The organism is Pseudomonas sp. 1152_12 (assembly GCF_052850675.1).
Genome location: NZ_VXCW01000003.1, coordinates 114,745 through 140,656 on the forward strand (window position 1 = coordinate 114,745; position 25,912 = coordinate 140,656).

At 56.5% G+C, this 25,912-nt stretch carries 25 protein-coding genes; 22 read left to right on the forward strand and 3 right to left on the reverse strand.

The genetic code is table 11. The annotated features are described in order from the left end of the window. Positions 1 to 3: 3 nt before the first annotated feature. From recF to dnaA, 3 genes are read right to left on the reverse strand one after another with little or no spacing between them, the layout of a single operon-like run. Positions 4 to 1,107, reverse strand: coding sequence for a DNA replication/repair protein RecF (gene recF, locus FW764_RS05955; RefSeq protein ID WP_010565854.1), 1,104 nt, complete (start codon positions 1,105 to 1,107; stop codon positions 4 to 6). 20 nt (positions 1,108 to 1,127) lie between these two features. Further along, the gene (dnaN, locus tag FW764_RS05960) at positions 1,128 to 2,231 is read right to left on the reverse strand and encodes a DNA polymerase III subunit beta (protein ID WP_083355987.1); all 1,104 of its coding nucleotides are present in this window, start codon (positions 2,229 to 2,231) and stop codon (positions 1,128 to 1,130) included. A gap of 39 nt (positions 2,232 to 2,270) precedes the next feature. Continuing rightward, positions 2,271 to 3,791: a chromosomal replication initiator protein DnaA gene (dnaA, locus tag FW764_RS05965; RefSeq protein ID WP_446433173.1), complete on the reverse strand. Its 1,521-nt coding sequence runs from the start codon at positions 3,789 to 3,791 to the stop codon at positions 2,271 to 2,273. Between the two features lie 585 nt (positions 3,792 to 4,376). Between dnaA and rpmH the strand changes: the two genes are divergently transcribed. The 22 genes from rpmH (at position 4,377) to FW764_RS06075 (ending at position 25,899) form a co-directional block, all read left to right on the forward strand. Further along, positions 4,377 to 4,511, forward strand: coding sequence for a 50S ribosomal protein L34 (rpmH, locus tag FW764_RS05970; RefSeq protein WP_003213577.1), 135 nt, complete (start codon positions 4,377 to 4,379; stop codon positions 4,509 to 4,511). A gap of 16 nt (positions 4,512 to 4,527) precedes the next feature. After that, a complete protein-coding gene (rnpA, locus tag FW764_RS05975) occupies positions 4,528 to 4,932 on the forward strand; it encodes a ribonuclease P protein component (RefSeq protein ID WP_446433456.1) in 405 nt (134 codons plus the stop codon). Then, a complete protein-coding gene (yidD, locus tag FW764_RS05980) occupies positions 4,925 to 5,170 on the forward strand; it encodes a membrane protein insertion efficiency factor YidD (protein WP_083355989.1) in 246 nt (81 codons plus the stop codon). Before rnpA ends, yidD begins: the two co-directional genes overlap by 8 nt. Positions 5,171 to 5,172: 2 nt before the next feature. After that, a complete protein-coding gene (gene yidC, locus FW764_RS05985; protein ID WP_446433174.1) occupies positions 5,173 to 6,855 on the forward strand; it encodes a membrane protein insertase YidC in 1,683 nt (560 codons plus the stop codon). A 79-nt stretch (positions 6,856 to 6,934) separates the two neighbouring features. Continuing rightward, positions 6,935 to 8,305: a tRNA uridine-5-carboxymethylaminomethyl(34) synthesis GTPase MnmE gene (gene mnmE, locus FW764_RS05990; protein ID WP_446433175.1), complete on the forward strand. Its 1,371-nt coding sequence runs from the start codon at positions 6,935 to 6,937 to the stop codon at positions 8,303 to 8,305. Positions 8,306 to 8,856: 551 nt separating this feature from the next. Further along, positions 8,857 to 10,749: a tRNA uridine-5-carboxymethylaminomethyl(34) synthesis enzyme MnmG gene (mnmG, locus tag FW764_RS05995; protein ID WP_446433176.1), complete on the forward strand. Its 1,893-nt coding sequence runs from the start codon at positions 8,857 to 8,859 to the stop codon at positions 10,747 to 10,749. Further along, the gene (gene rsmG, locus FW764_RS06000; protein ID WP_094949089.1) at positions 10,746 to 11,390 is read left to right on the forward strand and encodes a 16S rRNA (guanine(527)-N(7))-methyltransferase RsmG; all 645 of its coding nucleotides are present in this window, start codon (positions 10,746 to 10,748) and stop codon (positions 11,388 to 11,390) included. The genes mnmG and rsmG overlap by 4 nt, the downstream gene beginning before the upstream one ends. A gap of 18 nt (positions 11,391 to 11,408) precedes the next feature. Beyond that, on the forward strand, positions 11,409 to 12,206 hold the full coding sequence (locus tag FW764_RS06005; protein WP_017477894.1) for a ParA family protein: 798 nt from the start codon (positions 11,409 to 11,411) through the stop codon (positions 12,204 to 12,206). Between the two features lie 9 nt (positions 12,207 to 12,215). Next, positions 12,216 to 13,088 carry a ParB/RepB/Spo0J family partition protein gene (locus FW764_RS06010; protein ID WP_446433177.1) on the forward strand — a complete coding sequence of 291 codons (873 nt, stop codon included), beginning with the start codon at positions 12,216 to 12,218 and terminating at the stop codon, positions 13,086 to 13,088. Between the two features lie 148 nt (positions 13,089 to 13,236). Beyond that, positions 13,237 to 13,644 carry a F0F1 ATP synthase subunit I gene (locus FW764_RS06015; protein WP_015886649.1) on the forward strand — a complete coding sequence of 136 codons (408 nt, stop codon included), beginning with the start codon at positions 13,237 to 13,239 and terminating at the stop codon, positions 13,642 to 13,644. A 16-nt stretch (positions 13,645 to 13,660) separates the two neighbouring features. Further along, entirely contained in the window at positions 13,661 to 14,530 is an 870-nt protein-coding gene (gene atpB / locus FW764_RS06020; RefSeq protein ID WP_017736231.1) for a F0F1 ATP synthase subunit A, read from the forward strand. A 133-nt stretch (positions 14,531 to 14,663) separates the two neighbouring features. Next, on the forward strand, positions 14,664 to 14,921 hold the full coding sequence (gene atpE, locus FW764_RS06025; protein ID WP_002555987.1) for a F0F1 ATP synthase subunit C: 258 nt from the start codon (positions 14,664 to 14,666) through the stop codon (positions 14,919 to 14,921). Positions 14,922 to 14,977: 56 nt separating this feature from the next. After that, positions 14,978 to 15,448, forward strand: a complete 471-nt coding sequence (locus FW764_RS06030; protein WP_017135122.1) for a F0F1 ATP synthase subunit B — start codon at positions 14,978 to 14,980, stop codon at positions 15,446 to 15,448. A 12-nt stretch (positions 15,449 to 15,460) separates the two neighbouring features. Next, positions 15,461 to 15,997, forward strand: coding sequence for a F0F1 ATP synthase subunit delta (locus tag FW764_RS06035; RefSeq protein ID WP_057439298.1), 537 nt, complete (start codon positions 15,461 to 15,463; stop codon positions 15,995 to 15,997). A 21-nt stretch (positions 15,998 to 16,018) separates the two neighbouring features. Beyond that, positions 16,019 to 17,563 carry a F0F1 ATP synthase subunit alpha gene (gene atpA, locus FW764_RS06040; protein ID WP_446433178.1) on the forward strand — a complete coding sequence of 515 codons (1,545 nt, stop codon included), beginning with the start codon at positions 16,019 to 16,021 and terminating at the stop codon, positions 17,561 to 17,563. 50 nt (positions 17,564 to 17,613) lie between these two features. Continuing rightward, entirely contained in the window at positions 17,614 to 18,474 is an 861-nt protein-coding gene (gene atpG, locus FW764_RS06045; protein WP_159961255.1) for a F0F1 ATP synthase subunit gamma, read from the forward strand. 27 nt (positions 18,475 to 18,501) lie between these two features. Then, positions 18,502 to 19,881, forward strand: coding sequence for a F0F1 ATP synthase subunit beta (gene atpD / locus FW764_RS06050; protein ID WP_083356001.1), 1,380 nt, complete (start codon positions 18,502 to 18,504; stop codon positions 19,879 to 19,881). Positions 19,882 to 19,925: 44 nt separating this feature from the next. Next, a complete protein-coding gene (locus FW764_RS06055) occupies positions 19,926 to 20,342 on the forward strand; it encodes a F0F1 ATP synthase subunit epsilon (RefSeq protein ID WP_083356002.1) in 417 nt (138 codons plus the stop codon). A 123-nt stretch (positions 20,343 to 20,465) separates the two neighbouring features. Beyond that, positions 20,466 to 21,833 (forward strand): bifunctional UDP-N-acetylglucosamine diphosphorylase/glucosamine-1-phosphate N-acetyltransferase GlmU, encoded by a 1,368-nt coding sequence (glmU, locus tag FW764_RS06060; protein ID WP_446433179.1) that lies wholly within the window; start codon positions 20,466 to 20,468, stop codon positions 21,831 to 21,833. A gap of 229 nt (positions 21,834 to 22,062) precedes the next feature. Further along, a complete protein-coding gene (locus FW764_RS06065) occupies positions 22,063 to 22,830 on the forward strand; it encodes a DeoR/GlpR family DNA-binding transcription regulator (protein WP_446433180.1) in 768 nt (255 codons plus the stop codon). A 10-nt stretch (positions 22,831 to 22,840) separates the two neighbouring features. Continuing rightward, the gene (gene glmS / locus FW764_RS06070) at positions 22,841 to 24,673 is read left to right on the forward strand and encodes a glutamine--fructose-6-phosphate transaminase (isomerizing) (protein WP_242153658.1); all 1,833 of its coding nucleotides are present in this window, start codon (positions 22,841 to 22,843) and stop codon (positions 24,671 to 24,673) included. Positions 24,674 to 24,777: 104 nt separating this feature from the next. Continuing rightward, a complete protein-coding gene (locus tag FW764_RS06075; protein WP_446433181.1) occupies positions 24,778 to 25,899 on the forward strand; it encodes a hypothetical protein in 1,122 nt (373 codons plus the stop codon). Positions 25,900 to 25,912 lie beyond the last annotated feature (13 nt).

Below are 25,912 nucleotides of genomic sequence, written 5' to 3' on the forward strand. Positions count from 1 at the left end.
CCTTCACTCCCGATGGTCGTGGGTCTGGGTGATACGGCCTTGTTCCACGTGGAACAAAGCGACTGGCGTTTCCGTCTGCCAGCCTTCCCTCAATAATTCATGGTCTACACAGGTGATAAACACCTGGCAGCGTAAGTCTTCCAATAAGCGGCATAACGCGCGGCGGTGTTGCTCGTCGAGTTCGGACGGCAAGTCATCCACCAGATAAATACACTGACCGCGCCGAGCTTGGCTAACCAAATGCCCTTGGGCAATACGTAGTGCACACACCACCAACTTCTGCTGACCGCGGGACAAAATGTCCGCGGCATTGTGTGCGCCTAATCTAAGGCGCAGATCAGCCCGTTGGGGGCCTGCCTGTGTATGGCCAATTTGCTGATCCCGCTGCAAGGACGTGGCGAGCACAGCGCTCAGCTCACGCTCTTTATCCCAACCACGGTAGTAGCTCAGCGTCAGCCCCTCGAGATCCAACAACTCACTCAAGGTCTGCTCAAAGACTGGTTTCAAGGCTTTGATGTAGGCACGGCGGTATTCATCTATTTCGTCGCTGGCCAGGCACAGTTCCCGGTCCCAAGCCGCTTGCGAAGCGGCGTCAAGTGTACCATGCCGTAGCCACGAGTTCCGCTGCCGCAGGGCCTTCTGCAGGCGCTGCCAAGTGGCCATGAAACGCGGTTCCACGTGGAACACTCCCCAATCGAGGAATTGCCGGCGGATTTTTGGTGCACCTTCCAACAAGCGAAAGCTGTCTGGATTGATCAGTTGCAACGGCAGGATTTCCGCCAGTTGCGCAGCACTGCGAGCGTTTTGCCCGTCGATACGAATTTGGAACTCTCCACCTCGATCGCGCGATATCCCCAAGCTACTGTGCCCACCTTCAGCCAATTCAACCTGGCCAAACACTGTGCACGCCAATTGCTCGTACTGGATCACAGGTAACAAACGAGCGCTGCGAAAGGAACGGGCGAGGCCCAACAAATGAATGGCTTCCAGCACGCTGGTTTTGCCACTGCCATTGGCGCCGTGGAGAATATTGATGCGGGGGGAAGGGGAGAAGGTCACCGGGTGCAGATTGCGCACCGCGGTGACCGAGACGCGACTGAGGGACATCTAGCTTCTGCTGAGCATGATTACAGGCGCATCGGCATAACAACGTAAGCCGAGTCGTCGTTATCGGATTCTTGCACCAGGGCGCTGCTATTGGAATCCGACAGAATCAGACGCACCTGTTCGGTCGTCATCACTCCCAGCACGTCCAACAGGTAGCTCACGTTGAAACCGATCTCCAGCGAGCCGCCATTGTAATCAACGCCCACTTCTTCTTCCGCTTCTTCCTGCTCCGGGTTATTGGCCTGGATTTTCAACTGACCGTTAGCCAGTTGCAGACGAATACCACGGTACTTCTCGTTCGACAGAATTGCAGTCCGGCTGAACGCTTCACGCAGAGCCTGACGATCACCGATCACCAGCTTGTCGCCGCCTTTAGGCAGCACGCGCTCGTAATCCGGGAACTTGCCGTCGACCAGTTTGGAAGTGAACGTGAATTCACTGGTAGTGGCGCGAATGTGGTGCTGGCCCAGAACGATGCTGACATTACCATCCGGTTCAGTGAGCAGACGTGCTAACTCAAGGATACCTTTACGCGGCACGATCACTTGGTGGCGATCCGGCTGACCAATATCTGCACGCATGGAGCACATCGCCAGACGGTGACCATCGGTGGCCACGGCGCGGATAATGCCTTCGGAGACTTCCAGCAACATACCATTGAGGTAATAGCGCACGTCCTGCTGAGCCATGGCGAAGCTGGTGCGTTCGATCAAACGACGCAGTTTGCTTTGCTCCAGGCTGCACGTCAGCGAGCCAGGTCCTTCCTCTACAGTCGGGAAGTCATTGGCAGGCAAGGTGGACAGCGTGAAACGGCTGCGGCCGGCCTTGACCACCAATTTCTGCTCATCGACCTTAATGTCGATCAGCGCTTCGTTAGGCAAGCTTTTGCAGATGTCCATCAGCTTGCGCGCCGGCACAGTGATTTCGCCCGGTTCAGCAGGCTCTTCCAACTGCACACGACCCACCAGCTCGACTTCCAAGTCGGTACCGGTCAAGGACAATTGCTGGCCTTCGACAACCAGCAATACGTTCGAAAGCACCGGCAAGGTCTGTCGGCGCTCGACGACGCCTGCGACCAGTTGCAGGGGTTTCAACAGGGCTTCGCGTTGAATGGTGAAATGCATGGTCTAGTCCCTTGCCTTAAATAAGCTGCGCTGGTGTCATCAAGTAGTCAGTGTACGCAGCAGGTTCTTGTAGTCCTCGCGAATATCCGCGTCGGATTCCTTAAGTTCGTTGATCTTGCGGCACGCGTGCAAGACCGTGGTGTGGTCGCGACCGCCAAACACATCACCGATTTCCGGCAGGCTATGGTTGGTCAGCTCTTTGGATAGCGCCATTGCCACCTGACGTGGACGTGCCACCGAGCGCGAACGGCGCTTAGACAACAGGTCGGAAATCTTGATCTTGTAGTACTCAGCCACGGTGCGCTGGATGTTATCCACACTCACCAGCTTGTCTTGCAGCGCCAGCAGGTCTTTTAGGGATTCGCGAATTAACTCGATCGTGATATCGCGGCCCATGAAGTGCGAGTGAGCGATGACCCGCTTGAGTGCACCTTCCAACTCACGCACGTTGGAGCGAATGCGTTGGGCAATGAAGAAAGCGGCGTCATGCGGCAAATCGACTTTCGCCTGGTCGGCCTTTTTCATCAGGATCGCGACACGCGTTTCCAGCTCCGGCGGCTCTACCGCTACGGTCAGGCCCCAGCCAAAACGCGACTTCAAGCGTTCTTCCAGTCCTTCGATTTCCTTCGGGTAACGATCACTGGTCAAGATGACCTGCTGGCCGCCTTCGAGCAGTGCGTTGAACGTGTGGAAAAACTCTTCCTGAGAACGTTCCTTACGGGCGAAAAATTGAATGTCATCGATCAACAAAGCATCAACGGAGCGATAGAACCGCTTGAACTCGTTGATTGCGTTGAGCTGCAAGGCCTTGACCATGTCAGCGACGAAGCGCTCCGAGTGCAGGTATACGACCTTGGCATTTGGATTCTTCTTTAATAGGTGGTTACCCACAGCGTGCATCAAGTGGGTTTTACCCAAGCCGACGCCGCCATAAAGGAAAAGCGGGTTGTAACCGTGCTTGGGGTTGTCGGCGACCTGCCAGGCAGCCGCGCGGGCTAGCTGGTTGGATTTACCTTCGACGAAGTTTTCAAACGTGAACGTGCGATTCAAGTAGCTGGTGTGCTTGAGCGCGCCTTCTACCTGGACGGTGCGCTGTTCGGCACGAACCGGAGCCTGCTGAGAGCTGGCGCCGGCCATCGGGTCAAAGCTGTCGCGAGACGGCTCTTCATTTATAGGTGCGTTTTTCTGCGCCGAGGATTTCGGAGGTGTCTGGGCAATTTGCGCAGGCGAGTTATTAACAGGTGCCGCTGCGGCCTGAGCCTGCGAGACGCTCGCAGCCAACGGTGCATTCGGCGCTGCACGAGGTGCCGAGCTACGTTTGCTGCCTATTAATAAAGAAAGCACAGGCGCAAGGCCGTTGCCGTGTTCGTCGAGCAATTCGAGAACGCGACTCAGGTACTTCTCATTAACCCAATCGAGAACAAAACGATTCGGTGCGTAAACACGCAACTCGTCGCCTTCGGCTTCGACCTGTAGTGGACGGATCCAGGTGTTGAATTGCTGGGCAGGCAGCTCTTCGCGCAAAAGCTCCACGCACTGCTGCCAAAGTTCCACTGACACGGATATCCCCTAAGTTGAAAGCCGGTGAGGCAAAAACAGCCGCCATTGTAGCGGCCAGCCGTCCACTTATCCACATGTAGGTTGCGCACAGGGCAGCCAAAATCAATGCGTTAACCGTAAAAAAGGCGACCAATGGTGTGTGCATAAGCTCTGTGGATAAGCGCACCTAAGCTCGTTGTACAAGTGGGGTCGAAAGTCTGTGGGTAACAGGCCTGTGGATAACATGCCATTCCACCCACAGCTTATCCGACAGCGCAGCACAGGCTAAGCACCGCTTCCCCGCCTAGTTGTCATTCTCTGTACATCAGGTGGAATATGGCCTCAAGGCAGTTATCCACAGATAATCGCTCCCCTAGCTTTTATAAGCTTTACAGAAAAGCTTTAAATAACTTCCTCCTTTATTTCTATATCTATGACGTTGCTCAGGAAAGCCTGGCGAACAGAAAAGGCCGAAATGCCTGTGAAGATCTAATTACAGGAAAAGCTGGTTGGAAATTGACCTAGAGGCTTGCTTTCTCTAGAATCGCCGGTCTCTTAAAACGGGGGCCATTCCGGCCCGTTGTGGACGAACCAGGTAACAACGCCATGAAACGTACTTTCCAACCAAGCACCATCAAACGCGCCCGTACTCACGGCTTCCGTGCTCGCATGGCTACCAAGAACGGCCGTGCTGTCCTGTCGCGTCGCCGCGCCAAAGGTCGTGCGCGTCTGGCAGTTTGATAATCCGGTACTGGTGGTGAGTCAGGACTTCAGTCGGGAAAAGCGTCTGCTAACCCCCCGGCATTTCAAGGCAGTCTTTGACTCCCCCACCGGCAAGGTTCCGGGGAAAAATCTCCTGCTCCTTGCGCGTAACAACGATCTGGATCACCCCCGTCTCGGGTTGGTGATCGGCAAGAAGAGCGTAAAGCTCTCCGTTGAGCGCAATCGCCTCAAGCGTCTGATGCGCGAATCGTTCCGCCTCCACCAGGAAACTCTGGTTGGTTGGGATATTGTTATCGTCGCGCGTAAAGGCTTGGGGGACGTAGAAAACCCCGAATTGATTCAGCATTTCGGCAAGCTCTGGAAACGTTTGGCGCGTACCAACAAGCCAGTACCAGCAGTCAGCACCGAAACTGTAGGGGTAGACAGCACCAATGCGTAAACTGGCCCTCGTTCCGATCCAGTTTTACCGTTATGCCATTAGTCCTCTGATGGCTGACCACTGTCGTTTCTACCCCAGTTGTTCCTGCTACGCGTTAGAGGCCATAGAAAATCATGGTCTTCTGCGCGGTGGCTGGCTGGCCTTTCGTCGTTTAGGCCGCTGTCATCCGTGGAATCCCGGTGGTTATGACCCGGTTCCGCCTATCCCTACCTCCCGTTCTTCTTCGATGGCCGAGTAATCATGGATATTAAACGCACGATCCTGATCGTCGCCCTGGCAATCGTGTCCTACGTCATGGTTCTTAAGTGGAACCAGGACTACGGCCAAGCTGCCCTGCCGACTCAGAATGTTGCTACCAATCAGGCTGCGCCGGCTATTCCGGACACCCCGCTGGGTAACAATGCGTCCGCGAGTGCCGATGTTCCCAGCGCGAATGGCGAGACAAACGCCCCTCTAGAAACGCCAGTGGTCACCAATAAAGACCTCATCCACGTTAAAACGGATGTGCTCGACCTGGCTATCGACCCACAAGGTGGTGACATCGCGCAGCTGAAACTGCCGCTGTATCCACGTCGCCAAGACCATCCGGATGTTCCGTTCCAACTGTTCGATAACGGTGGTGAACGTACTTATCTGGCACAAAGTGGCCTGACAGGCACTGACGGTCCGGATGCTCGTGCTACCGGTCGTCCGGTTTATTCGACCGAACAGAAGAGTTATCAACTGGCTGATGGCCAGAACCAGTTGAACGTCGACCTGAAATTCAGCCACGACGGCGTCAACTACATCAAGCGTTTCAGTTTCACCCGCGGCTTGTACGACTTGAAGGTCACTTACCTGATCGACAACGAAAGCGCCAAGCCTTGGAGCGGCAACCTGTTCGCTCAGCTCAAGCGTGACAACAGCGCCGACCCTTCTTCCAGCACTGCCACCGGTACCGCGACTTATTTGGGAGCAGCCCTGTGGACAAGTAGCGAGCCGTACAAAAAAGTGTCGATGAAAGATATCGACAAGGGCGCGCTGAAAGAAACAGTCCAAGGCGGCTGGGTTGCCTGGTTACAACACTACTTCGTGACCGCATGGATCCCGAACAAGGGTGAAAGCAACCTGGTTCAAACCCGCAAAGACAGCCAAGGCAACTACATCATTGGTTTTACTGGCCCGGCGTTGACCGTCGCTCCAGGTGCCAAGGCTGAAACCAGCGCGACTCTGTACGCTGGCCCGAAAAGCCAGGCAGTACTGAAAGAGTTGTCCCCAGGTCTGGAACTGACTGTGGATTACGGCATTCTGTGGTTCATTGCCCAGCCGATCTTCTGGCTGCTGCAACATATCCACAGCATCGTCGGCAACTGGGGCTTCTCGATCATCTTCCTGACCATGCTGATCAAAGGGATCTTCTTCCCTCTGTCGGCAGCCAGCTACAAGTCGATGGCGCGCATGCGTGCCGTGGCGCCGAAACTGGCCGCTCTGAAAGAGCAACATGGTGATGACCGGCAGAAAATGTCGCAGGCCATGATGGAGCTGTACAAGAAAGAGAAGATCAACCCGCTGGGTGGTTGCTTGCCGATTCTGGTGCAGATGCCGGTATTCCTGTCGCTTTACTGGGTTCTCCTGGAAAGCGTGGAAATGCGCCAGGCGCCGTTCATGCTGTGGATAACTGACCTGTCGATCAAAGACCCGTTCTTTATCCTGCCGATCATCATGGGCGCGACCATGTTTATCCAGCAGCGTTTGAACCCGACTCCTCCGGATCCGATGCAGGCCAAGGTAATGAAAATGATGCCAATCATCTTCACCTTCTTCTTCCTGTGGTTCCCTGCTGGTCTGGTTCTGTACTGGGTGGTCAACAACGTGTTGTCGATCTCTCAACAGTGGTACATCACGCGTAAAATCGAAGCGGCTACCAAAAAAGCTGCGGCGTAATTTACTCTGTGGATAACCACTCAAAACGCCCCCTAGTGGGGCGTTTTGCTTTCCGTCACTTTTATTCTGGAACCAGCTGATGAGCGCTCCTCGTGAAACCATCGCTGCTGTCGCTACCGCTCAAGGTCGCGGCGGTGTCGGTATCGTTCGAATTTCCGGGCCGCTGGCCAGCGTAGCAGCGCAGGCCATCAGCGGCCGCGAGTTGAAACCCCGATACGCGCATTACGGCCCTTTTCTGGATGCTGATGAAACAGTGTTGGATGAAGGCCTGGCCCTGTATTTTCCTGGCCCTAACTCGTTCACCGGGGAGGATGTGCTGGAACTTCAGGGCCACGGCGGCCCGGTTGTTCTGGATATGTTGCTACAGCGCTGCCTGCAGTTGGGTTGCCGCCTGGCACGCCCCGGAGAATTCAGTGAGCGTGCGTTCCTGAACGACAAACTCGACCTGGCCCAAGCCGAAGCCATTGCTGACTTGATCGAAGCGAGTTCTGCACAAGCTGCGCGCAACGCATTGCGCTCATTGCAGGGCGCTTTTTCGTTGCGTGTGCATAACCTGACCGAGCAATTGATCAGCCTGCGTATCTACGTCGAGGCCGCGATTGATTTTCCGGAGGAGGAAATCGACTTCCTTGCCGATGGGCATGTCCTGGCGATGCTGGATAAAGTTCGTAATGAGTTATCCACAGTGCTGCGTGAAGCCGGGCAGGGCGCCTTATTGCGTGATGGTATGACGGTGGTGATCGCTGGCCGACCGAATGCTGGCAAGTCGAGCCTGCTCAATGCCCTGGCAGGTCGCGAAGCGGCCATCGTTACCGAGATTGCCGGCACCACCCGAGATATCCTTCGCGAACATATCCATATCGACGGAATGCCGCTGCATGTGGTCGACACTGCAGGTTTGCGCGACACCGACGACCAAGTGGAAAAGATCGGGGTAGAACGTGCCCTCAAAGCGATCGGTGAAGCGGACCGGGTGCTACTGGTGGTGGACGCCACGGCGCCGGAGGCTATGAATCCTTTTGCCTTGTGGCCGGAATTCCTCGAGCAGCGGCCGGACCCGACTAAAGTGACCTTGATCCGCAACAAGGCCGACTTGACCGGCGAAGCCATTGCCATGCAAACCAGCGAGGATGGCCATGTCACGATAAGCCTGAGTGCAAACTCGGGCGGTGACGGACTGGAATTGCTGCGCGACCATCTTAAAGCTTGCATGGGCTATGAGCAGACGTCGGAAAGCAGCTTCAGTGCACGCCGAAGGCACCTGGAGGCGTTGCGCCAAGCCAGCGCGGCGTTGGAGCACGGTCGGGCTCAGTTGACCTTGGCTGGGGCAGGGGAGCTGCTGGCTGAGGATTTACGTCAGGCGCAGCAGCTGTTGGGTGAGATCACTGGCGCATTCAGCTCAGATGATTTGCTGGGGCGGATCTTTTCCAGCTTCTGTATCGGTAAATAACCCATCGTTGTCCACAGACAGGCCATTCGCGCCTGTCTGTTTCGCTCGCTTCAGAGCACTCCATTCCACTTTTGAGTCAACAACCCGTCCGGAGCAGCTTTTGCGTGGGCGTTATTTGGCCATCTGGGGAATTTTCTTTGGATTAAGCCCTGTGAATAACCGCCCCTGTGCCCAGTTGATAACAGGGCCTGAAACCTGAGTAAAAACCCGCTTGTGGATAACCATCCGTTTAATCCACAGGCTTAAAGTACTTATCCAAGGGCCTCATTGGCACATGACCACAGACTTTTGAACCTCTGTACATCACGTAAATAAAGGCTTGTATGGATCTATCCACAGAAAGTAGGCTCAGTAGAAATAAACATAAAAATAAAGATCTTATAAATTTCTTCTCTTTTAATTTCTATTGTCTGTGATTCATCCACAGCTGGTTAAATTTTGTGCAAAGGGTTCTTTAGGAAGGGCTAAGTCCCTATACTTGCCGCCAAAGCTCTAAAACTCTTTCAACAATCAATTCCTGATTACCTACATAAGCAGGCACGAGGTGCGTGGTGGATTTCCCTTCCCGTTTTGAAGTGATCGTCATCGGCGGCGGTCATGCCGGTACCGAGGCAGCACTGGCCTCAGCACGCATGGGCGTCAAAACCCTGTTGCTGACGCACAACGTGGAAACCCTCGGTGCCATGAGTTGCAACCCCGCCATTGGTGGGATTGGCAAGAGTCACCTGGTCAAGGAAATCGATGCCCTGGGCGGCGTCATGGCCATGGCTACCGACAAAGGTGGTATTCAGTTTCGCGTGCTCAACAGCCGCAAAGGCCCGGCGGTACGTGCTACTCGTGCACAAGCTGACCGCATTTTGTACAAGGCCGCGGTACGCGAAACCCTGGAAAACCAGCCGAACCTGTGGATATTTCAGCAAGCAGCGGATGACCTGATCGTCGAGCAGGACCAAGTACGCGGTGTCGTTACCCAAATGGGCCTGCGTTTCCTTGCAGAATCCGTGGTGTTGACCACCGGTACGTTCCTAGGCGGACTTATCCACATAGGTATGCAGAACTATTCCGGTGGCCGCGCTGGTGATCCGCCGTCGATTGCCTTGGCAAAACGCCTGCGTGAATTGCCACTGCGTGTCGGCCGCCTGAAAACCGGAACCCCGCCGCGTATCGACGGGCGCTCTGTGGATTTTTCGGTGATGACCGAGCAAGCCGGTGATACACCGATCCCGGTGATGTCGTTCATGGGTTCCAAAGAGCAGCACCCCAAACAGGTAAGCTGCTGGATTACCCACACCAACGCCCGAACCCACGAAATCATTGCCGCGAACCTCGATCGTTCGCCGATGTATTCCGGAGTGATCGAAGGCATTGGCCCGCGTTACTGCCCATCGATCGAAGACAAGATCCACCGCTTTGCCGACAAGGAAAGCCACCAGGTCTTCATCGAGCCCGAAGGCTTGACCACTCACGAGCTGTACCCGAACGGCATTTCCACGTCCCTGCCATTCGACGTGCAAATCCAGATCGTGCAATCGATTCGTGGCATGGAAAACGCGCACATCGTGCGCCCGGGCTACGCCATCGAGTACGACTACTTCGACCCGCGTGACCTCAAGTACAGCCTGGAAACCAAAGTCATCGGCGGCCTGTTCTTCGCCGGGCAAATCAACGGCACCACCGGTTACGAAGAGGCCGGCGCCCAAGGTTTGCTGGCCGGGACCAACGCGGCACTGCGTGCACAGGGCAAAGACAGCTGGTGCCCGCGTCGCGACGAGGCGTACATCGGCGTATTGGTGGACGACCTGATCACCCTGGGCACCCAGGAACCGTACCGGATGTTCACGTCCCGGGCGGAATATCGCCTGATCCTGCGTGAAGACAACGCCGACCTGCGCCTGACCGAAAAAGGTCGCGAGTTGGGCCTGGTCAATGACTCACGCTGGGCCGCCTTCTGCAAAAAACGCGAAAGCATCGCGCTGGAAGAGCAGCGCCTGAAAAGTACCTGGGTTCGCCCGGGCACCGAGCAAGGCGACGCGATTGCCGAAAAATTCGGCACGCCGCTGACCCACGAATACAATTTGCTGAACCTGCTGTCACGTCCGGAAATCGACTACGCTGGTCTGGTCGAAGTGACAGGCCACGGCGCCGAAGACGCACAGGTCGCCGAGCAGGTTGAAATCAAGACCAAATACGCCGGTTATATTGATCGCCAACAGGACGAGATCGCTCGCCTGCGTGCCAGTGAAGACACCAAGCTGCCTGTGGATATCGACTACACCGGGATTTCCGGGCTGTCGAAAGAAATCCAAAGCAAGCTGGGGATAACTCGGCCGGAGACACTCGGCCAGGCTTCACGTATTCCCGGCGTCACCCCGGCAGCCATTTCGCTGTTGATGATTCATTTGAAAAAACGCGGCGCGGGCCGTCAGTTGGAGCAAAGCGCTTGAGTTCGTTGGTCACCTCGCAACACGCCGAAGAGTTATCCACAGGTGCACGCCAGTTGGGTGTGCACTTGACCGATGCCCAGCATGAGTTGCTGCTGGGCTACCTGGCCCTGTTGATCAAATGGAACAAGGCTTACAACCTGACGGCGGTGCGCGACCCGAACGAAATGGTCTCGCGTCATTTGCTCGACAGCCTGAGCGTGATGCCGTTTATCGAAAACGGCCGCTGGCTGGACGTTGGCAGTGGCGGCGGCATGCCTGGCATCCCGTTGGCCATCCTGTTTCCAGAGTCGCAAGTCACGTGCCTGGACAGCAACGGCAAGAAAACCCGCTTCCTGACCCAGGTCAAACTCGAACTCAAGCTGGATAACCTTCAAGTTATCCACAGTCGCGTCGAAGCCTTCACGCCGCAGCAGCCCTTCAACGGAATTGTTTCCCGGGCATTCAGCAGCATGGAGAACTTCAGCAACTGGACCCGCCACTTAGGCGACCGCGACACCCGTTGGCTGGCAATGAAGGGCGTTCATCCAAGCGACGAGCTGTTAGCATTGCCGGCAGACTTCCACCTCGATAGCGAACACGCCTTGGCCGTACCCGGTTGCCAAGGCCAACGCCATCTGCTGATACTGCGCCGCACGGCATGATTGGGAACACAAGCAAGAATGGCTAAGGTATTCGCGATAGCGAACCAGAAAGGTGGCGTGGGCAAAACCACCACCTGCATCAACCTCGCAGCATCCCTGGTCGCGACCAAGCGCCGGGTGCTGTTGATCGATCTCGATCCACAGGGCAACGCCACCATGGGTAGCGGTGTGGATAAACACGGCCTGGAAAACTCGGTTTATGACTTGCTGATTGGCGAGTGCGACCTGGCCCAGGCCATGCACTACTCCGAGCACGGCGGTTATCAACTGCTGCCGGCCAACCGCGATTTGACCGCGGCGGAAGTGGTGCTGCTGGAAATGCAGATGAAAGAAAGCCGTCTGCGCAGCGCCCTGGCGCCGATCCGCGAGAACTACGATTACATTTTGATCGACTGCCCTCCGTCGCTGTCGATGCTCACGTTGAACGCTTTGGTCGCGGCAGATGGGGTGATTATCCCCATGCAGTGCGAGTACTTCGCGCTCGAAGGCTTGAGCGACCTTGTGGATAACATCAAGCGAATCGCCGAGTTGCTCAACCCGAACCTGCAAATCGAAGGCCTGCTGCGGACCATGTACGATCCGCGCCTGAGCCTGATGAACGATGTGTCGGCGCAGCTCAAGGAGCACTTTGGCGATCAGCTTTATGACACGGTGATCCCACGCAACATCCGCCTGGCCGAAGCGCCAAGCTATGGCATGCCCGCGCTGGCGTACGACAAATCATCGCGTGGCGCTATCGCCTACCTGGCATTGGCTGGCGAGATGGTTCGCCGTCAACGCCGCAACTCACGCACCGCTGCAGCCCAGCCAACTTAAGGAATCCCCATGGCCGTCAAGAAACGAGGTCTCGGACGTGGACTGGATGCACTGTTGAGTGGTCCGACTGTCACTTCGCTTGAAGAACAAGCGGTGCAGGCCGACGAGCGCGAGCTGCAACACCTGCCGCTGGACCTGATCCAGCGCGGTAAATACCAGCCGCGCCGGGACATGGACCCCCAGGCGTTGGAAGAGCTGGCCAATTCGATCAAGGCCCAGGGTGTGATGCAGCCGATCGTGGTCCGCCCGATTGGCAGCGGGCGCTTTGAAATCATCGCCGGTGAGCGCCGCTGGCGCGCCAGCCAGCAGGCCGGCAAGGACACCATCCCGGCGATGGTGCGCGATGTGCCGGACGAAACCGCCATCGCCATGGCGTTGATCGAGAACATCCAGCGTGAAGACCTCAATCCGATCGAAGAAGCGATCGCGTTGCAACGGTTGCAGCAGGAATTCAAACTGACTCAGCAGGAAGTCGCGGATGCGGTGGGCAAGTCCCGCGTGACCGTGTCCAACTTGCTGCGTCTGATCGCGCTGCCGGAAGTCATCAAAACCATGCTGTCCCATGGCGACCTGGAAATGGGTCATGCCCGTGCTTTGCTCGGATTGCCGGAAAATCAACAGGTTGAAGGGGCGCGACACGTTGTCGCACGGGGGCTCACCGTTCGCCAGACCGAAGCCTTGGTTCGCCAATGGCTCAGTGGCAAACCTGCTCCGGTCGAAACGGCCAAACCTGATCCGGATATCGCGCGCCTTGAGCAGCGCCTGGCCGAGCGCCTGGGCTCTGCGGTGCAAATCCGCCATGGCAAGAAAGGCAAAGGGCAATTAGTCATCGGCTATAACTCGCTTGATGAGCTTCAGGGCGTCCTTGCCCACATCCGCTGAAACATTTGCTTATGTAGCGCGTGATCGGAAAACACTACCGGACAGTTGAATAGGGGCAGAACCGCCCCTATACTCTGCGCGCATTTTGTCGGCACAAATTATGCCAAGTTATTGATTCTCGGCAGCCGACCATTGAGGAGCAAGAGTGATGGAAACCCGCACGCCAAACACGTTGCCGTTCCATCGCTTGGCCGTTTTTCCGGTTTTATTGGCTCAATTTGTCGTTTTGCTGATCGCCGCATTGGCGCTTTGGTATTGGCATGGAGTCGTAGCCGGATATTCAGGACTCTGCGGAGGCCTGATAGCCTTGCTGCCCAATATGTATTTCGCTCACAGGGCCTTTCGGTTTTCCGGCGCCCGAGCAGCCCAGGCGATCGTCCGGTCTTTTTATGCTGGCGAGGCAGGGAAACTGATTTTGACGGCAGTGCTGTTTGCACTGACCTTTGCAGGTGTGAAGCCATTGGCGCCGCTGGCTGTATTCGGCGTCTTCGTGTTGACCCAACTGGTCAGCTGGTTCGCTCCCCTGCTAATGAAAACAAGACTTTCGAAACCTTAGGGCGTTTGAGGCAACCATGGCAGAAACAACCGCTTCGGGCTATATCCAGCACCACTTGCAGAACCTGACCTTCGGTCAGCTTCCCAACGGCGGCTGGGGCTTCGCCCACTCCGCAGCAGAAGCCAAAGAAATGGGCTTTTGGGCTTTCCACCTGGACACTCTGGGTTGGTCGGTCGCATTGGGTCTGATCTTCGTCCTGATTTTCCGCATGGCGGCAAAGAAGGCGACTTCCGGTCAGCCAGGTGCTTTGCAGAACTTCGTTGAAGTATTGGTCGAATTCGTCGATGGCAGCGTGAAAGACAGCTTCCACGGCCGTAGCCCGGTGATTGCACCGCTGGCACTGACCATCTTCGTCTGGGTGTTCCTGATGAACGCCGTCGACTTGATTCCGGTGGACTGGATTCCTCAGTTGGCCATGGCGATCTCCGGCGACCCGCACATTCCATTCCGTGCTGTATCGACCACTGACCCGAACGCTACCCTGGGCATGGCCCTGTCGGTGTTTGCGTTGATCATTTTCTACAGCATCAAGATCAAGGGCATTGGCGGCTTTATCGGCGAACTGACCCTGCACCCGTTCGGCAGCAAGAACATCTTCGTTCAAGCCCTGCTGATCCCGGTGAACTTCTTGCTGGAATTCGTAACCCTGATCGCCAAGCCAATCTCCTTGGCCCTGCGACTGTTCGGCAACATGTATGCCGGCGAGCTGGTGTTCATTTTGATCGCTGTGATGTTCGGCAGCGGCCTGCTCTGGCTTAGCGGCCTGGGCATTGTTCTGCAGTGGGCGTGGGCGGTGTTCCACATCCTGATCATCACCCTGCAGGCCTTCATCTTCATGATGCTGACCATCGTCTACCTGTCGATGGCGCACGAAGAGAACCATTAAGACCAGTCTCGACTAGTCTGATGTCCTTCCCGGTAACACGGGAAGGTGGCCCAACAGGGCTATGAAACGATTTGTTTTACCGCTTTAAAATCTAAAAAACCTAAACCATACGACGTAAAAGTCGGGAGGAAAGATGGAAACTGTAGTTGGTCTAACCGCTATCGCTGTTGCACTGTTGATCGGCCTGGGCGCCCTGGGTACTGCCATTGGTTTCGGCCTGCTCGGCGGCAAGTTCCTGGAAGGCGCAGCGCGTCAGCCAGAAATGGTGCCAATGCTGCAAGTTAAAATGTTCATCGTTGCCGGCCTGCTCGACGCCGTGACCATGATCGGTGTTGGTATCGCTCTATTCTTCACCTTCGCGAACCCCTTCGTTGGTCAACTCGCCGGTTAATCACTCGTTTTTTCGAGTGATTGGTGTGTTGTGCAACGAACGAGCGAGGTATTGGCGTGAACATTAATGCAACCATTATTGGTCAGTCCTTAGCGTTCTTGATTTTTGTCGTTTTCTGCATGAAGTTCGTATGGCCTCCGGTCATCGCAGCTTTGCATGAACGTCAAAAGAAGATCGCGGATGGACTGGACGCTGCCACTCGTGCAGCTCGCGACCTGGAGTTGGCCCAAGAGAAAGCGGGCCATCAACTGCGCGATGCTAAGGCACAGGCAGCTGAAATCATTGAGCAAGCCAAGAAGCGCGGTAATCAGATCGTTGAAGAGGCTGTTGAAAAAGCCCGTATCGACGCTGACCGTGTGAAGGTTCAGGCTCAGGCCGAGATCGAGCAGGAACTGAACAGTGTCAAAGATGCGCTGCGTGCCCAACTGGGTGCTCTGGCCGTCGGCGGTGCTGAGAAGATCCTGGGTGCCACAATCGATCAAAACGCGCACGCGGAGCTGGTAAACAAACTGGCTGCTGAAATTTAAGCGAGGGCGATCATGGCAGAATTGACCACGTTGGCCCGACCTTACGCTAAGGCAGCCTTCGAGCACGCCCAGGCCCACCAGCAGCTGGCCTCTTGGTCAGCCATGCTCGGCCTGGCTGCAGCAGTGTCGCAAGACGACACCATGCAGCGCGTGCTCAAGGCCCCGCGACTGACGAGCGCAGACAAGGCCGCCACGTTTATTGACGTGTGCGGCGACAAGTTTGATGTGAAAGTGCAGAACTTCATCCACGTCGTTGCCGAAAACGACCGTCTCCCGCTTTTGCCGGAGATCGCCGCTCTGTTCGACCTGTACAAGGCCGAGCAAGAGAAGTCGGTAGACGTTGAAGTGACCAGTGCTTTTGCATTGAACCAAGAACAGCAAGACAAACTCGCCAAGGTTCTCAGTGCACGACTCGACCGGGAAGTGCGCCTGCAAGTTGCGGAAGACCCATCCCTCATTGGGGGTGTTGTCATTCGCGCCGGCGACCTGGTTATCGATGGCTCGATTCGCGGCAAACTCGCGAATCTTGCCGAAGCATTGAAATCTTGAGTTTGAAGGGGCAGCAGAGCAATGCAGCAACTCAATCCTTCCGAAATAAGTGAAATTATCAAGGGCCGCATCGACAAGCTCGATGTGACCTCCCAAGCCCGTAACGAAGGCACTGTCGTCAGCGTATCTGACGGCATCGTGCGGATTCACGGTCTGGCCGACGTAATGTACGGCGAGATGATCGAGTTTCCGGGCGGCGTCTACGGTATGGCCCTCAACCTGGAGCAAGACTCGGTAGGTGCCGTTGTATTGGGCGCGTACACCAGTCTGGCTGAAGGCATGAGCGCCAAGTGCACAGGCCGCATCCTGGAAGTTCCGGTTGGTAAGGAACTGCTGGGTCGCGTAGTCGACGCACTGGGTAACCCTGTTGACGGTAAAGGTCCACTGGGCAACACCGAGACCGACGCGGTCGAGAAAGTTGCTCCAGGCGTGATCTGGCGTAAGTCGGTAGACCAGCCTGTACAGACTGGCTACAAGGCTGTCGATGCCATGATTCCAGTCGGCCGTGGCCAGCGTGAGCTGATCATCGGTGACCGTCAGATCGGTAAAACCGCTCTGGCCATCGACGCGATCATCAACCAGAAAGACAGCGGCATTTTCTGCGTCTACGTAGCCATTGGTCAGAAGCAATCGACCATCGCCAACGTGGTTCGCAAGCTGGAAGAAAACGGCGCCCTGGCCAACACGATTATCGTGGCTGCCAGTGCTTCGGAATCTCCTGCGCTGCAATTCCTGGCACCGTACTCCGGTTGCACCATGGGTGAATTCTTCCGCGACCGCGGTGAAGACGCGCTGATCGTTTATGACGATCTGTCCAAGCAAGCAGTGGCTTACCGCCAGATTTCCCTGCTGCTGCGCCGTCCACCAGGCCGTGAAGCTTACCCAGGCGACGTGTTCTATCTCCACTCCCGTCTGCTGGAGCGCGCATCCCGCGTGTCCGAAGAGTACGTAGAGAAGTTCACCAACGGCGCAGTGACCGGCAAAACCGGTTCCCTGACCGCACTGCCGATCATCGAAACCCAGGCTGGCGACGTTTCCGCGTTCGTTCCGACCAACGTGATTTCTATCACCGACGGTCAGATCTTCCTGGAATCGGCCATGTTCAACTCGGGCATCCGCCCTGCAGTGAACGCCGGTGTTTCGGTATCCCGTGTGGGTGGTGCCGCTCAGACCAAGATCATCAAGAAGCTCTCCGGTGGTATCCGTACCGCTCTGGCTCAGTACCGTGAACTGGCGGCATTCGCCCAGTTCGCTTCTGACCTGGACGAAGCGACCCGTAAGCAACTTGAGCATGGTCAGCGCGTTACCGAGCTGATGAAGCAGAAGCAATACGCCCCAATGTCGATCGCTGACATGGCGTTGTCGCTGTATGCCGCTGAGCGTGGGTTCCTGACCGACGTTGAAATCACCAAGGTCGGCAGCTTTGAACAAGCGCTGATTGCTTACTTCAACCGCGATCACGCCGAATTGATGGCCAAGATCAACGTGAAGGGTGACTTCAATGACGATATCGATGCTGGCATGAAAACCGGTATCGAGAAGTTCAAGGCCACCCAAACCTGGTAAGCCGCAGCGGGAGCCGCAAGGCTCCCGCTTGCTAACCTGATAGGTGTTACATGGCAGGCGCAAAAGAGATTCGCAGTAAGATTGCGAGCATCAAAAGCACGCAAAAAATTACCAGCGCCATGGAAAAAGTGGCGGTCAGCAAAATGCGCAAGGCACAAATGCGCATGGCTGCTAGCCGTCCTTATGCGGAGCGTATCCGCCAGGTAATTGGGCATCTGGCCAACGCCAACCCGGAATACCGCCACCCGTTCATGATCGACCGCGACGTTAAGCGTGTGGGTTATGTGGTAGTGAGCAGTGACCGTGGTTTGTGCGGTGGTTTGAATACCAACCTGTTCAAGGCCCTGGTCAAGGACATGGCGGTAAACCGCGAAAAGGGCGTCGAGATCGATCTGTGTGTTGTTGGTAGCAAGGGTGCGGCCTTTTTCCGTAACTTCGGCGGTAACGTCGTTGCAGCTATCAGCCACCTGGGTGAAGAGCCGTCGATCAATGATTTGATCGGCAGTGTGAAGGTGATGCTGGATGCGTACCTGGAAGGCCGGATTGACCGCCTGTCCGTGGTATCCAACAAGTTCATCAACACCATGACCCAGCAGCCAACCGTGGAGCAATTGATTCCACTGGTGGCGACTCCGGATCAGGAACTCAAGCACCACTGGGACTACCTCTACGAACCAGACGCCAAAGAGCTGCTTGACGGCTTGATGGTGCGCTACGTGGAGTCGCAGGTGTACCAGGCGGTGGTCGAGAACAACGCAGCTGAACAAGCGGCGCGGATGATCGCGATGAAAAACGCTACCGATAACGCCGGTGATCTGATCAGCGATTTGCAGCTGATCTACAACAAGGCGCGTCAGGCTGCGATCACCCAAGAGATCTCGGAAATCGTCGGCGGCGCTGCCGCGGTTTAACGGTTCAAATATTCAGAGGATCCAGCTATGAGTAGCGGACGTATCGTTCAAATCATCGGCGCCGTTATCGACGTGGAATTCCCACGCGACAGCGTACCGAGCATCTACAACGCTTTGAAAGTACAAAGCGATGCAGGCACCACTCTGGAAGTTCAGCAGCAGCTGGGCGACGGCGTGGTTCGTACCATTGCAATGGGTTCCACCGAAGGCTTGAAGCGCGGTCTGGACGTTCTGGACACTGGCGCTGCCATCTCCGTACCGGTCGGTAAAGCGACCCTGGGCCGGATCATGGACGTACTCGGTAACCCGATCGACGAAGCTGGCCCGATCGACACCGAAGAGCGCTGGGGCATTCACCGTCCAGCACCTTCGTTCGCCGAGCAAGCTGGCGGCAACGATCTGCTGGAAACCGGCATCAAGGTTATCGACCTGGTTTGCCCGTTCGCCAAAGGCGGTAAAGTCGGTCTGTTCGGTGGTGCCGGTGTAGGCAAAACCGTAAACATGATGGAACTGATCCGTAACATCGCCATCGAGCACAGCGGTTATTCCGTGTTCGCCGGTGTGGGTGAGCGTACTCGTGAGGGTAATGACTTCTACCACGAGATGAAGGACTCCAACGTTCTGGACAAAGTGGCACTGGTTTACGGTCAGATGAACGAGCCGCCGGGTAACCGTCTGCGCGTAGCACTGACTGGCCTGACCATGGCCGAGAAGTTCCGTGACGAAGGTAACGACGTTCTGCTGTTCGTCGACAACATCTACCGTTACACCTTGGCCGGTACTGAAGTATCCGCACTGCTGGGCCGTATGCCTTCTGCAGTGGGTTACCAGCCGACCCTGGCTGAAGAGATGGGCGTTCTGCAAGAACGTATCACTTCGACCAAAGAAGGTTCGATCACCTCGATCCAAGCGGTATACGTACCTGCGGATGACTTGACTGACCCATCGCCTGCTACCACCTTCGCCCACTTGGACGCCACCGTCGTTCTGTCCCGTGACATCGCTTCCCTGGGTATTTACCCAGCGGTCGATCCACTCGACTCGACTTCGCGCCAGTTGGACCCGAACGTGATCGGCCAGGAGCACTACGACACCGCTCGCGGCGTTCAGTACGTGCTGCAGCGTTACAAAGAACTGAAGGACATCATTGCGATCCTGGGTATGGACGAGCTGTCGGAAACCGACAAGCAGTTGGTATCCCGCGCTCGTAAGATCCAGCGCTTCTTGTCGCAGCCGTTCTTCGTGGCTGAAGTCTTCACCGGTGCTTCGGGTAAATACGTTTCCCTGAAAGACACCATTGCTGGCTTCAAAGGCATCCTCAACGGTGACTACGACCACCTGCCAGAACAAGCGTTCTACATGGTCGGCGGCATCGAAGAAGCGATCGAGAAAGCCAAGAAACTGTAATCCCGGCGCCCGGCGACGGGCGCTCATCAGGTTGAGGCAATCAGATGGCTATGACAGTCCATTGCGATATCGTCAGCGCGGAAGGGGAAATCTTCTCCGGTCTGGTAGAAATGGTGATTGCACACGGCGAACTCGGTGATCTGGGTATTGCCATGGGCCACGCGCCGTTGATCACCAGCTTGAAGCCAGGTCCGATCACGCTGACCAAGCAAGGCGGGGAACGTGAGGTGTTTTACATCTCTGGTGGTTTCCTCGAGGTTCAGCCGAACATGGTCAAGGTACTTGCCGACACCGTGCAGCGTGCTGGCGACCTGGATGAAGCCTCCGCTCAGGAAGCCGTCAAGGCTGCCGAGAAGGCCCTGAACGAAAAGGGCGCGGACTTCGACTACAGCGCTGCTGCTGTACGTCTGGCCGAGGCTGCAGCTCAGCTGCGCACGCTCCAGCAGTTGCGCAAGAAGTAAGCGGCTACGCCGTCGTACATCGTGCGCGATTGATTAAAAAGGGTAGCCTCGGCTACCCTTTTTCTTTTTTTGCAAAACACTTCTCTGGTCTGAAGCTGGACCGCCCAGGATTGGTAGCCATTCATGTCTCTTGAAATCGTCATACTCGCCGCAGGCCAGGGCACCCGCATGCGTTCGGCCCTGCCGAAGGTGCTACACCCGGTCGCGGGCAATTCCATGCTCGGCCATGTTATCCACAGCGCCCGGCAACTGGACCCGCAGCGGATTCACGTGGTGATTGGCCATGGCGCCGACGTGGTGCGTGAACGCCTGGCCGCCGATGACCTGAATTTCGTGCTGCAGGACAAACAACTCGGCACCGGCCACGCCACTGCGCAAGCCGTGCCGTTCATCACCGCCGATACCGTGCTGATCCTCTACGGCGATGTGCCGCTGATCGAAGTGGAAACCCTGCAACGCCTGCTCAAACACGTAGTGCCTGGTCAGATGGGCCTGCTCACCGTTGAGCTCGATGACCCAACCGGCTACGGCCGAATCGTGCGCAACGCTGACGGCAAGGTTGCGGCCATTGTTGAACACAAAGATGCCACCGACGCCCAGCGCGCCATCACCGAAGGCAACACCGGCATTCTCGCCGTCCCTGCCAACAAGCTGGCTGACTGGATGAGCCGCCTGTCCAACAACAACGCCCAGGGCGAGTACTACCTCACCGACGTGATCGAGATGGCCGTGAGTGATGGCCTGCTGGTCGCCACTGAACAGCCCCACGACCCGATGGAAGTGCAGGGCGCCAATGACCGCAAGCAGCTTGCAGAACTGGAGCGTCACTACCAACTGCGCGAAGGCCGCCGCCTCATGGCCCAGGGCGTGACCTTGCGCGACCCGGCGCGCTTCGATGTGCGGGGTGACGTCACCGTAGGCCGCGACGTGCTGATCGACATCAACGTGATCCTCGAAGGCCGTGTGATCATTGAGGACGACGTGGTCATTGGCCCGAACTGCGTGATCAAGGACAGCACTCTGCGCAAAGGCGTGGTGGTCAAAGCCAACAGCCATATTGACGGTGCGGTGATGGGCGAGGGCAGCGACGCGGGGCCGTTTGCGCGCTTGCGTCCGGGCAGCGTGCTGGGCGCCAGGGCCCATGTGGGTAACTTCGTTGAACTGAAAAACGCGCGCATGGGCGACGATGCCAAGGCAGGCCACTTGGCTTATCTCGGTGATGCGGTCATCGGTGCTCGCAGCAACATCGGTGCGGGTGCGATCACCTGCAACTACGATGGCGCGAACAAGTATCAGACGACGATCGGTGAGGACGTATTCATCGGCTCGAATAACTCGCTGATTGCACCCGTCACCATCGGCGACGGATCCAACACCGCTGCGGGTTCCACCATCAATCAGGATGTGGATAAGTCTCAACTGGCGGTGGCCCGCGCCCGTCAGCGCAACATCGACGGTTGGAAACGCCCGGTCAAAATCAAGAAGACCTGAGTTATCCACAGAGTCGAAATCAGCACAGTTCAAATGTGGAAGCGGGCTTGCTCGCGAAAGCGTCGGGTCAGGCCCTGAAAAGTTGACTGACACACCGCATTCGCGAGCAAGCCCGCTCCCACATTTTGCTCAGTGTTGTGTCAAAAAGACTTTTCGATCTGCTTGACGATTTCCTGCCAATAGGTTTTGATTGCCTTCGTTATCTTTCGAAACGAAACTTATCATCACCATGTCGAAACGAAATACACCCCAACGACGCCACAACATCCTGACCTTGCTCAATGAACAGGGTGAAGTCAGCGTGGACGAGTTGGCCAAGCGTTTCGAAACCTCGGAAGTGACCATCCGCAAGGACCTGGCCGCCCTGGAAAGCAATGGTTTGCTGCTGCGCCGCTATGGTGGCGCCATCACCATGCCCCAAGAGCTTGTGGGCGACGCCGCCCAACCCATCTCGGCCTACAAGCGCGCCATTGCCCGTGCAGCCGTGATGCGTTTGCGTGAACACGCGCGCATCATCATCGACAGCGGCAGCACCACCGCTGCCATGATCCCCGAGCTGGGCCACCAGCCTGGCCTGGTGGTGATGACCAACTCCCTGCACGTGGCCAGCGCCCTGAGTGAGTTGGAGCACGAACCGGTGCTGCTCATGACCGGTGGCACTTGGGACCCGCACTCGGATTCATTCCAGGGACAGGTGGCCGAGCAAGTGCTGCGCTCCTACGACTTTGATCAACTGTTCATCGGCGCCGACGGCATCGATCTGCTGCGCGGCACCACCACCTTTAACGAACTGCTGGGCCTGAGCCGCGTGATGGCCGAGGTCGCCCGTGAAGTGGTGGTGATGGTCGAATCCGAAAAGATCGGCCGCAAGATCCCCAACCTGGAACTGCCCTGGAGCAGTGTCCATACCCTTATTACCGATGATCGCCTGCCGCTTGAGGCCCGCGACCAGATCCAAGCCCGCGGCATTACGCTGATATGCGCGGCAATCATCTAGGAGAAATACCATGTGTGGAATTGTAGGCGCAGTCGCTGAACGCAACGTCACCGCCATCCTGCTTGAAGGCCTCAAGCGCCTGGAATACCGCGGCTATGACAGCGCCGGTGTGGCTGTCTTCACCAACGCCGGCAAGCTTGAGCGCATGCGCCGCCCGGGCAAGGTCAGTGAGCTGGAGCAAGCCCTGCTCGGCGAGCCGCTGGTCGGCCGTCTTGGCATCGCCCACACCCGCTGGGCCACCCACGGTGCGCCGTGCGAGCGCAACGCCCACCCGCATTTCTCCGGTGACTTGGCGGTGGTGCACAACGGCATTATCGAAAACCACGAAGTGCTGCGCGAGCAGCTCAAAGGCCTGGGCTACGTATTCACCTCGGACACCGACACTGAAGTCATCGCCCACCTGCTGAATCACAAGCTCAAGGACCTCGGCGACCTGACCGTCGCCCTCAAAGCCACCGTCAAGGAACTGCATGGCGCTTATGGCCTGGCCGTGGTCAGCGCCAGCCAACCTGACCGCGTGGTTGCCGCGCGCAGTGGCAGCCCGTTGGTGATCGGCCTGGGCCTGGGGGAAAACTTCCTCGCCTCCGACCAACTGGCCCTGCGCCAGGTCACCGACCGCTTCATGTACCTGGAAGAGGGCGATATTGCCGACATCCGCCGTGAAAGCGTGGCGATCTGGGACGTCAATGGTAACCCCGTAGAGCGCGAGGCGGTGCAATACCGCGACGGTGCCGAAGCTGCCGACAAAGGCGAGTTCCGGCACTTCATGCTCAAGGAAATCCACGAGCAACCGTCCGTGGTGCAACGCACCCTGGAAGGCCGCCTGAGCCAGAACCAAGTGCTGGTCAATGCCTTCGGCCCGCAAGCTGCCGAGCTGTTCGCCAAAGTGCGCAACGTGCAGATCGTCGCCTGCGGCACTAGCTACCACGCCGGCATGGTTGCGCGTTACTGGCTGGAAGAACTGGCTGGCATCCCGTGCCAGGTCGAAGTCGCCAGCGAATTCCGCTACCGCAAAGTGGTGGTGCAGCCCGACACCCTGTTCGTGACGATCTCCCAGTCCGGCGAAACCGCCGACACCCTGGCTGCGCTGCGCAACGCTAAAGAGCTGGGCTTCCTCGCCAGCCTGGCGATCTGCAACGTCAGTATCAGCTCCCTGGTGCGCGAATCCGACCTGACCCTGCTGACCCAAGCCGGTCGCGAAATTGGCGTAGCCTCCACCAAAGCCTTCACCACCCAACTGGTTGGCTTGTTGTTGCTGACCCTGTCCCTGGGCCAGGTGCGTGGCACCCTCGCCGAAGGTGTTGAAGCCACGCTGGTGGAAGAACTGCGCCGCCTGCCGACCCGCCTGGGCGAAGCCCTGGCCATGGACAGCACCGTGGAAAAAGTCGCCGAACTGTTTGCCGACAAAAACCACACCCTGTTCCTCGGCCGTGGCGCGCAATACCCGGTGGCGATGGAAGGTTCGCTGAAACTCAAGGAAATCTCGTACATCCACGCCGAAGCCTACCCGGCGGGCGAGCTGAAGCACGGCCCGTTGGCCCTGGTGGATGATGACATGCCGGTGGTCACCGTCGCGCCGAACAACGAACTGCTGGAAAAGCTCAAATCCAACCTGCAGGAAGTACGCGCCCGTGGCGGCCAACTGATCGTGTTCGCCGACGAAAAGGCCGGCATGACCAACGGCGAAGGCACCCACGTCATCAACATGCCGCACATCCACGACACCCTGTCGCCGATTCTCTACACCATCCCGCTGCAGCTGCTGTCGTACTACGTCGCTGTGCTTAAAGGTACAGACGTTGATCAGCCGCGTAACTTGGCGAAGTCGGTGACGGTGGAGTAAGACGGCAACAGCCTTGAGACCTTTGGTCTTTGTGAATTAAAGCTGTCGCTTGCGAATTAAAACTGTCGATGGGGCTGCCAGGCTAGGTAGCCTCTCGACATTTCTTGATCGTCGGTTGTGTCGTGGTGAAAGAAATGCCAATCACTGGGGATTCGATGCGTCTCAGAATCCAGCGTGGTGAGTCTTTGCGTTCATACGTAGCGCGGACTCTGTACCTGAATTTCGGAAAACATGAGCTTTCCTCGTTAGCCAATGGGAATATCCTAACCAAGGATGTTAGAAAGATTGCTTCCATCCTTGGCTGGTCAGGATGTCATGGGTTTAATCGGCTTCTGCATGAGCATACTAACTATCCAATGAAGTCAGTTTTCAAGGATGATCATGACATTTCATATTCGCTAGCCAGCTACACCAATTCTAGATATGTGATTGAGAGCAGCGCGCTTTCACACTCATTCTGCCCTGATTGTTTATCAGACGACATAAAGTCATTGGGCTATTCGTACTGGCGCCGTCCCTTGCACAGCGATGTGAATCTTTGTACAAAGCATTCAACCAAGCTGGTTCACAACTGTCCATTTTGTGGTGAAAATTTTTCGGTCGATAATCATGGGCTGGAAGTAATGTGGAGTGGCTGCAATGGCAGATATCTGAATGAGGTAGTTGCAGACACCGGTGTTGATGAAGTGGAAGCTAAATTGGCCTCTTTCGTAGTGGGTTTCTATCAATGCTCATTCCATATTCCAATTGAAAAAGCCATTTGCGTTTTAATAGAAAGACTGCTTCAACTTAGATCTACAACGTCTGAACGTATCGATCAACTTGAAAATGACCTAGAATGGCTCGATAAGCGCATACATTCGATGAACTGTGCCAAGTCCCAAAATAACGGACTGATGGTCAATGTTCTGAGCTTCTCTTATTTTGACATGGTAATAGTTTATTTTGACAGCTTCGATCATTTTCTGAATAGCCTGAGAGCAGCCAGCGCTAGCTTTCGTCCTATAAACTCTCTTTGGCATACTTATAACTCTGGTGGATTCGAGTCGCTTCAGTTTGTACAAGAGGATGAAGCGCATGGCATGGGGTACTGGTCTTGTCCGTATCCGTTTAAAGATTTTGCGGAATCTGAAACTTTAGATAGTCTCGCCCGTAGAAAAAAGGCAAGGTATGCGTGCTGCGACTTTCCCGCCCCAAAAAAACCGCTTGTTTATAGCGATGCATAATTTTGAACGTCAA

Coding starts and splice junctions, on each gene's coding strand:
- recF (WP_010565854.1), bottom strand. CDS start 1,107: ATGTCCCTCAGTCGCGTCTCGGTCACCGCGGTGCGCAATCTGCACCCG.
- dnaN (WP_083355987.1), bottom strand. CDS start 2,231: ATGCATTTCACCATTCAACGCGAAGCCCTGTTGAAACCCCTGCAACTG.
- rpmH (WP_003213577.1), top strand. CDS start 4,377: ATGAAACGTACTTTCCAACCAAGCACCATCAAACGCGCCCGTACTCAC.
- yidD (WP_083355989.1), top strand. CDS start 4,925: ATGCGTAAACTGGCCCTCGTTCCGATCCAGTTTTACCGTTATGCCATT.
- yidC (WP_446433174.1), top strand. CDS start 5,173: ATGGATATTAAACGCACGATCCTGATCGTCGCCCTGGCAATCGTGTCC.
- mnmE (WP_446433175.1), top strand. CDS start 6,935: ATGAGCGCTCCTCGTGAAACCATCGCTGCTGTCGCTACCGCTCAAGGT.
- FW764_RS06005 (WP_017477894.1), top strand. CDS start 11,409: ATGGCTAAGGTATTCGCGATAGCGAACCAGAAAGGTGGCGTGGGCAAA.
- FW764_RS06010 (WP_446433177.1), top strand. CDS start 12,216: ATGGCCGTCAAGAAACGAGGTCTCGGACGTGGACTGGATGCACTGTTG.
- FW764_RS06015 (WP_015886649.1), top strand. CDS start 13,237: ATGGAAACCCGCACGCCAAACACGTTGCCGTTCCATCGCTTGGCCGTT.
- atpB (WP_017736231.1), top strand. CDS start 13,661: ATGGCAGAAACAACCGCTTCGGGCTATATCCAGCACCACTTGCAGAAC.
- atpE (WP_002555987.1), top strand. CDS start 14,664: ATGGAAACTGTAGTTGGTCTAACCGCTATCGCTGTTGCACTGTTGATC.
- FW764_RS06035 (WP_057439298.1), top strand. CDS start 15,461: ATGGCAGAATTGACCACGTTGGCCCGACCTTACGCTAAGGCAGCCTTC.
- atpA (WP_446433178.1), top strand. CDS start 16,019: ATGCAGCAACTCAATCCTTCCGAAATAAGTGAAATTATCAAGGGCCGC.
- atpG (WP_159961255.1), top strand. CDS start 17,614: ATGGCAGGCGCAAAAGAGATTCGCAGTAAGATTGCGAGCATCAAAAGC.
- atpD (WP_083356001.1), top strand. CDS start 18,502: ATGAGTAGCGGACGTATCGTTCAAATCATCGGCGCCGTTATCGACGTG.
- FW764_RS06055 (WP_083356002.1), top strand. CDS start 19,926: ATGGCTATGACAGTCCATTGCGATATCGTCAGCGCGGAAGGGGAAATC.
- glmU (WP_446433179.1), top strand. CDS start 20,466: ATGTCTCTTGAAATCGTCATACTCGCCGCAGGCCAGGGCACCCGCATG.
- FW764_RS06065 (WP_446433180.1), top strand. CDS start 22,063: ATGTCGAAACGAAATACACCCCAACGACGCCACAACATCCTGACCTTG.
- glmS (WP_242153658.1), top strand. CDS start 22,841: ATGTGTGGAATTGTAGGCGCAGTCGCTGAACGCAACGTCACCGCCATC.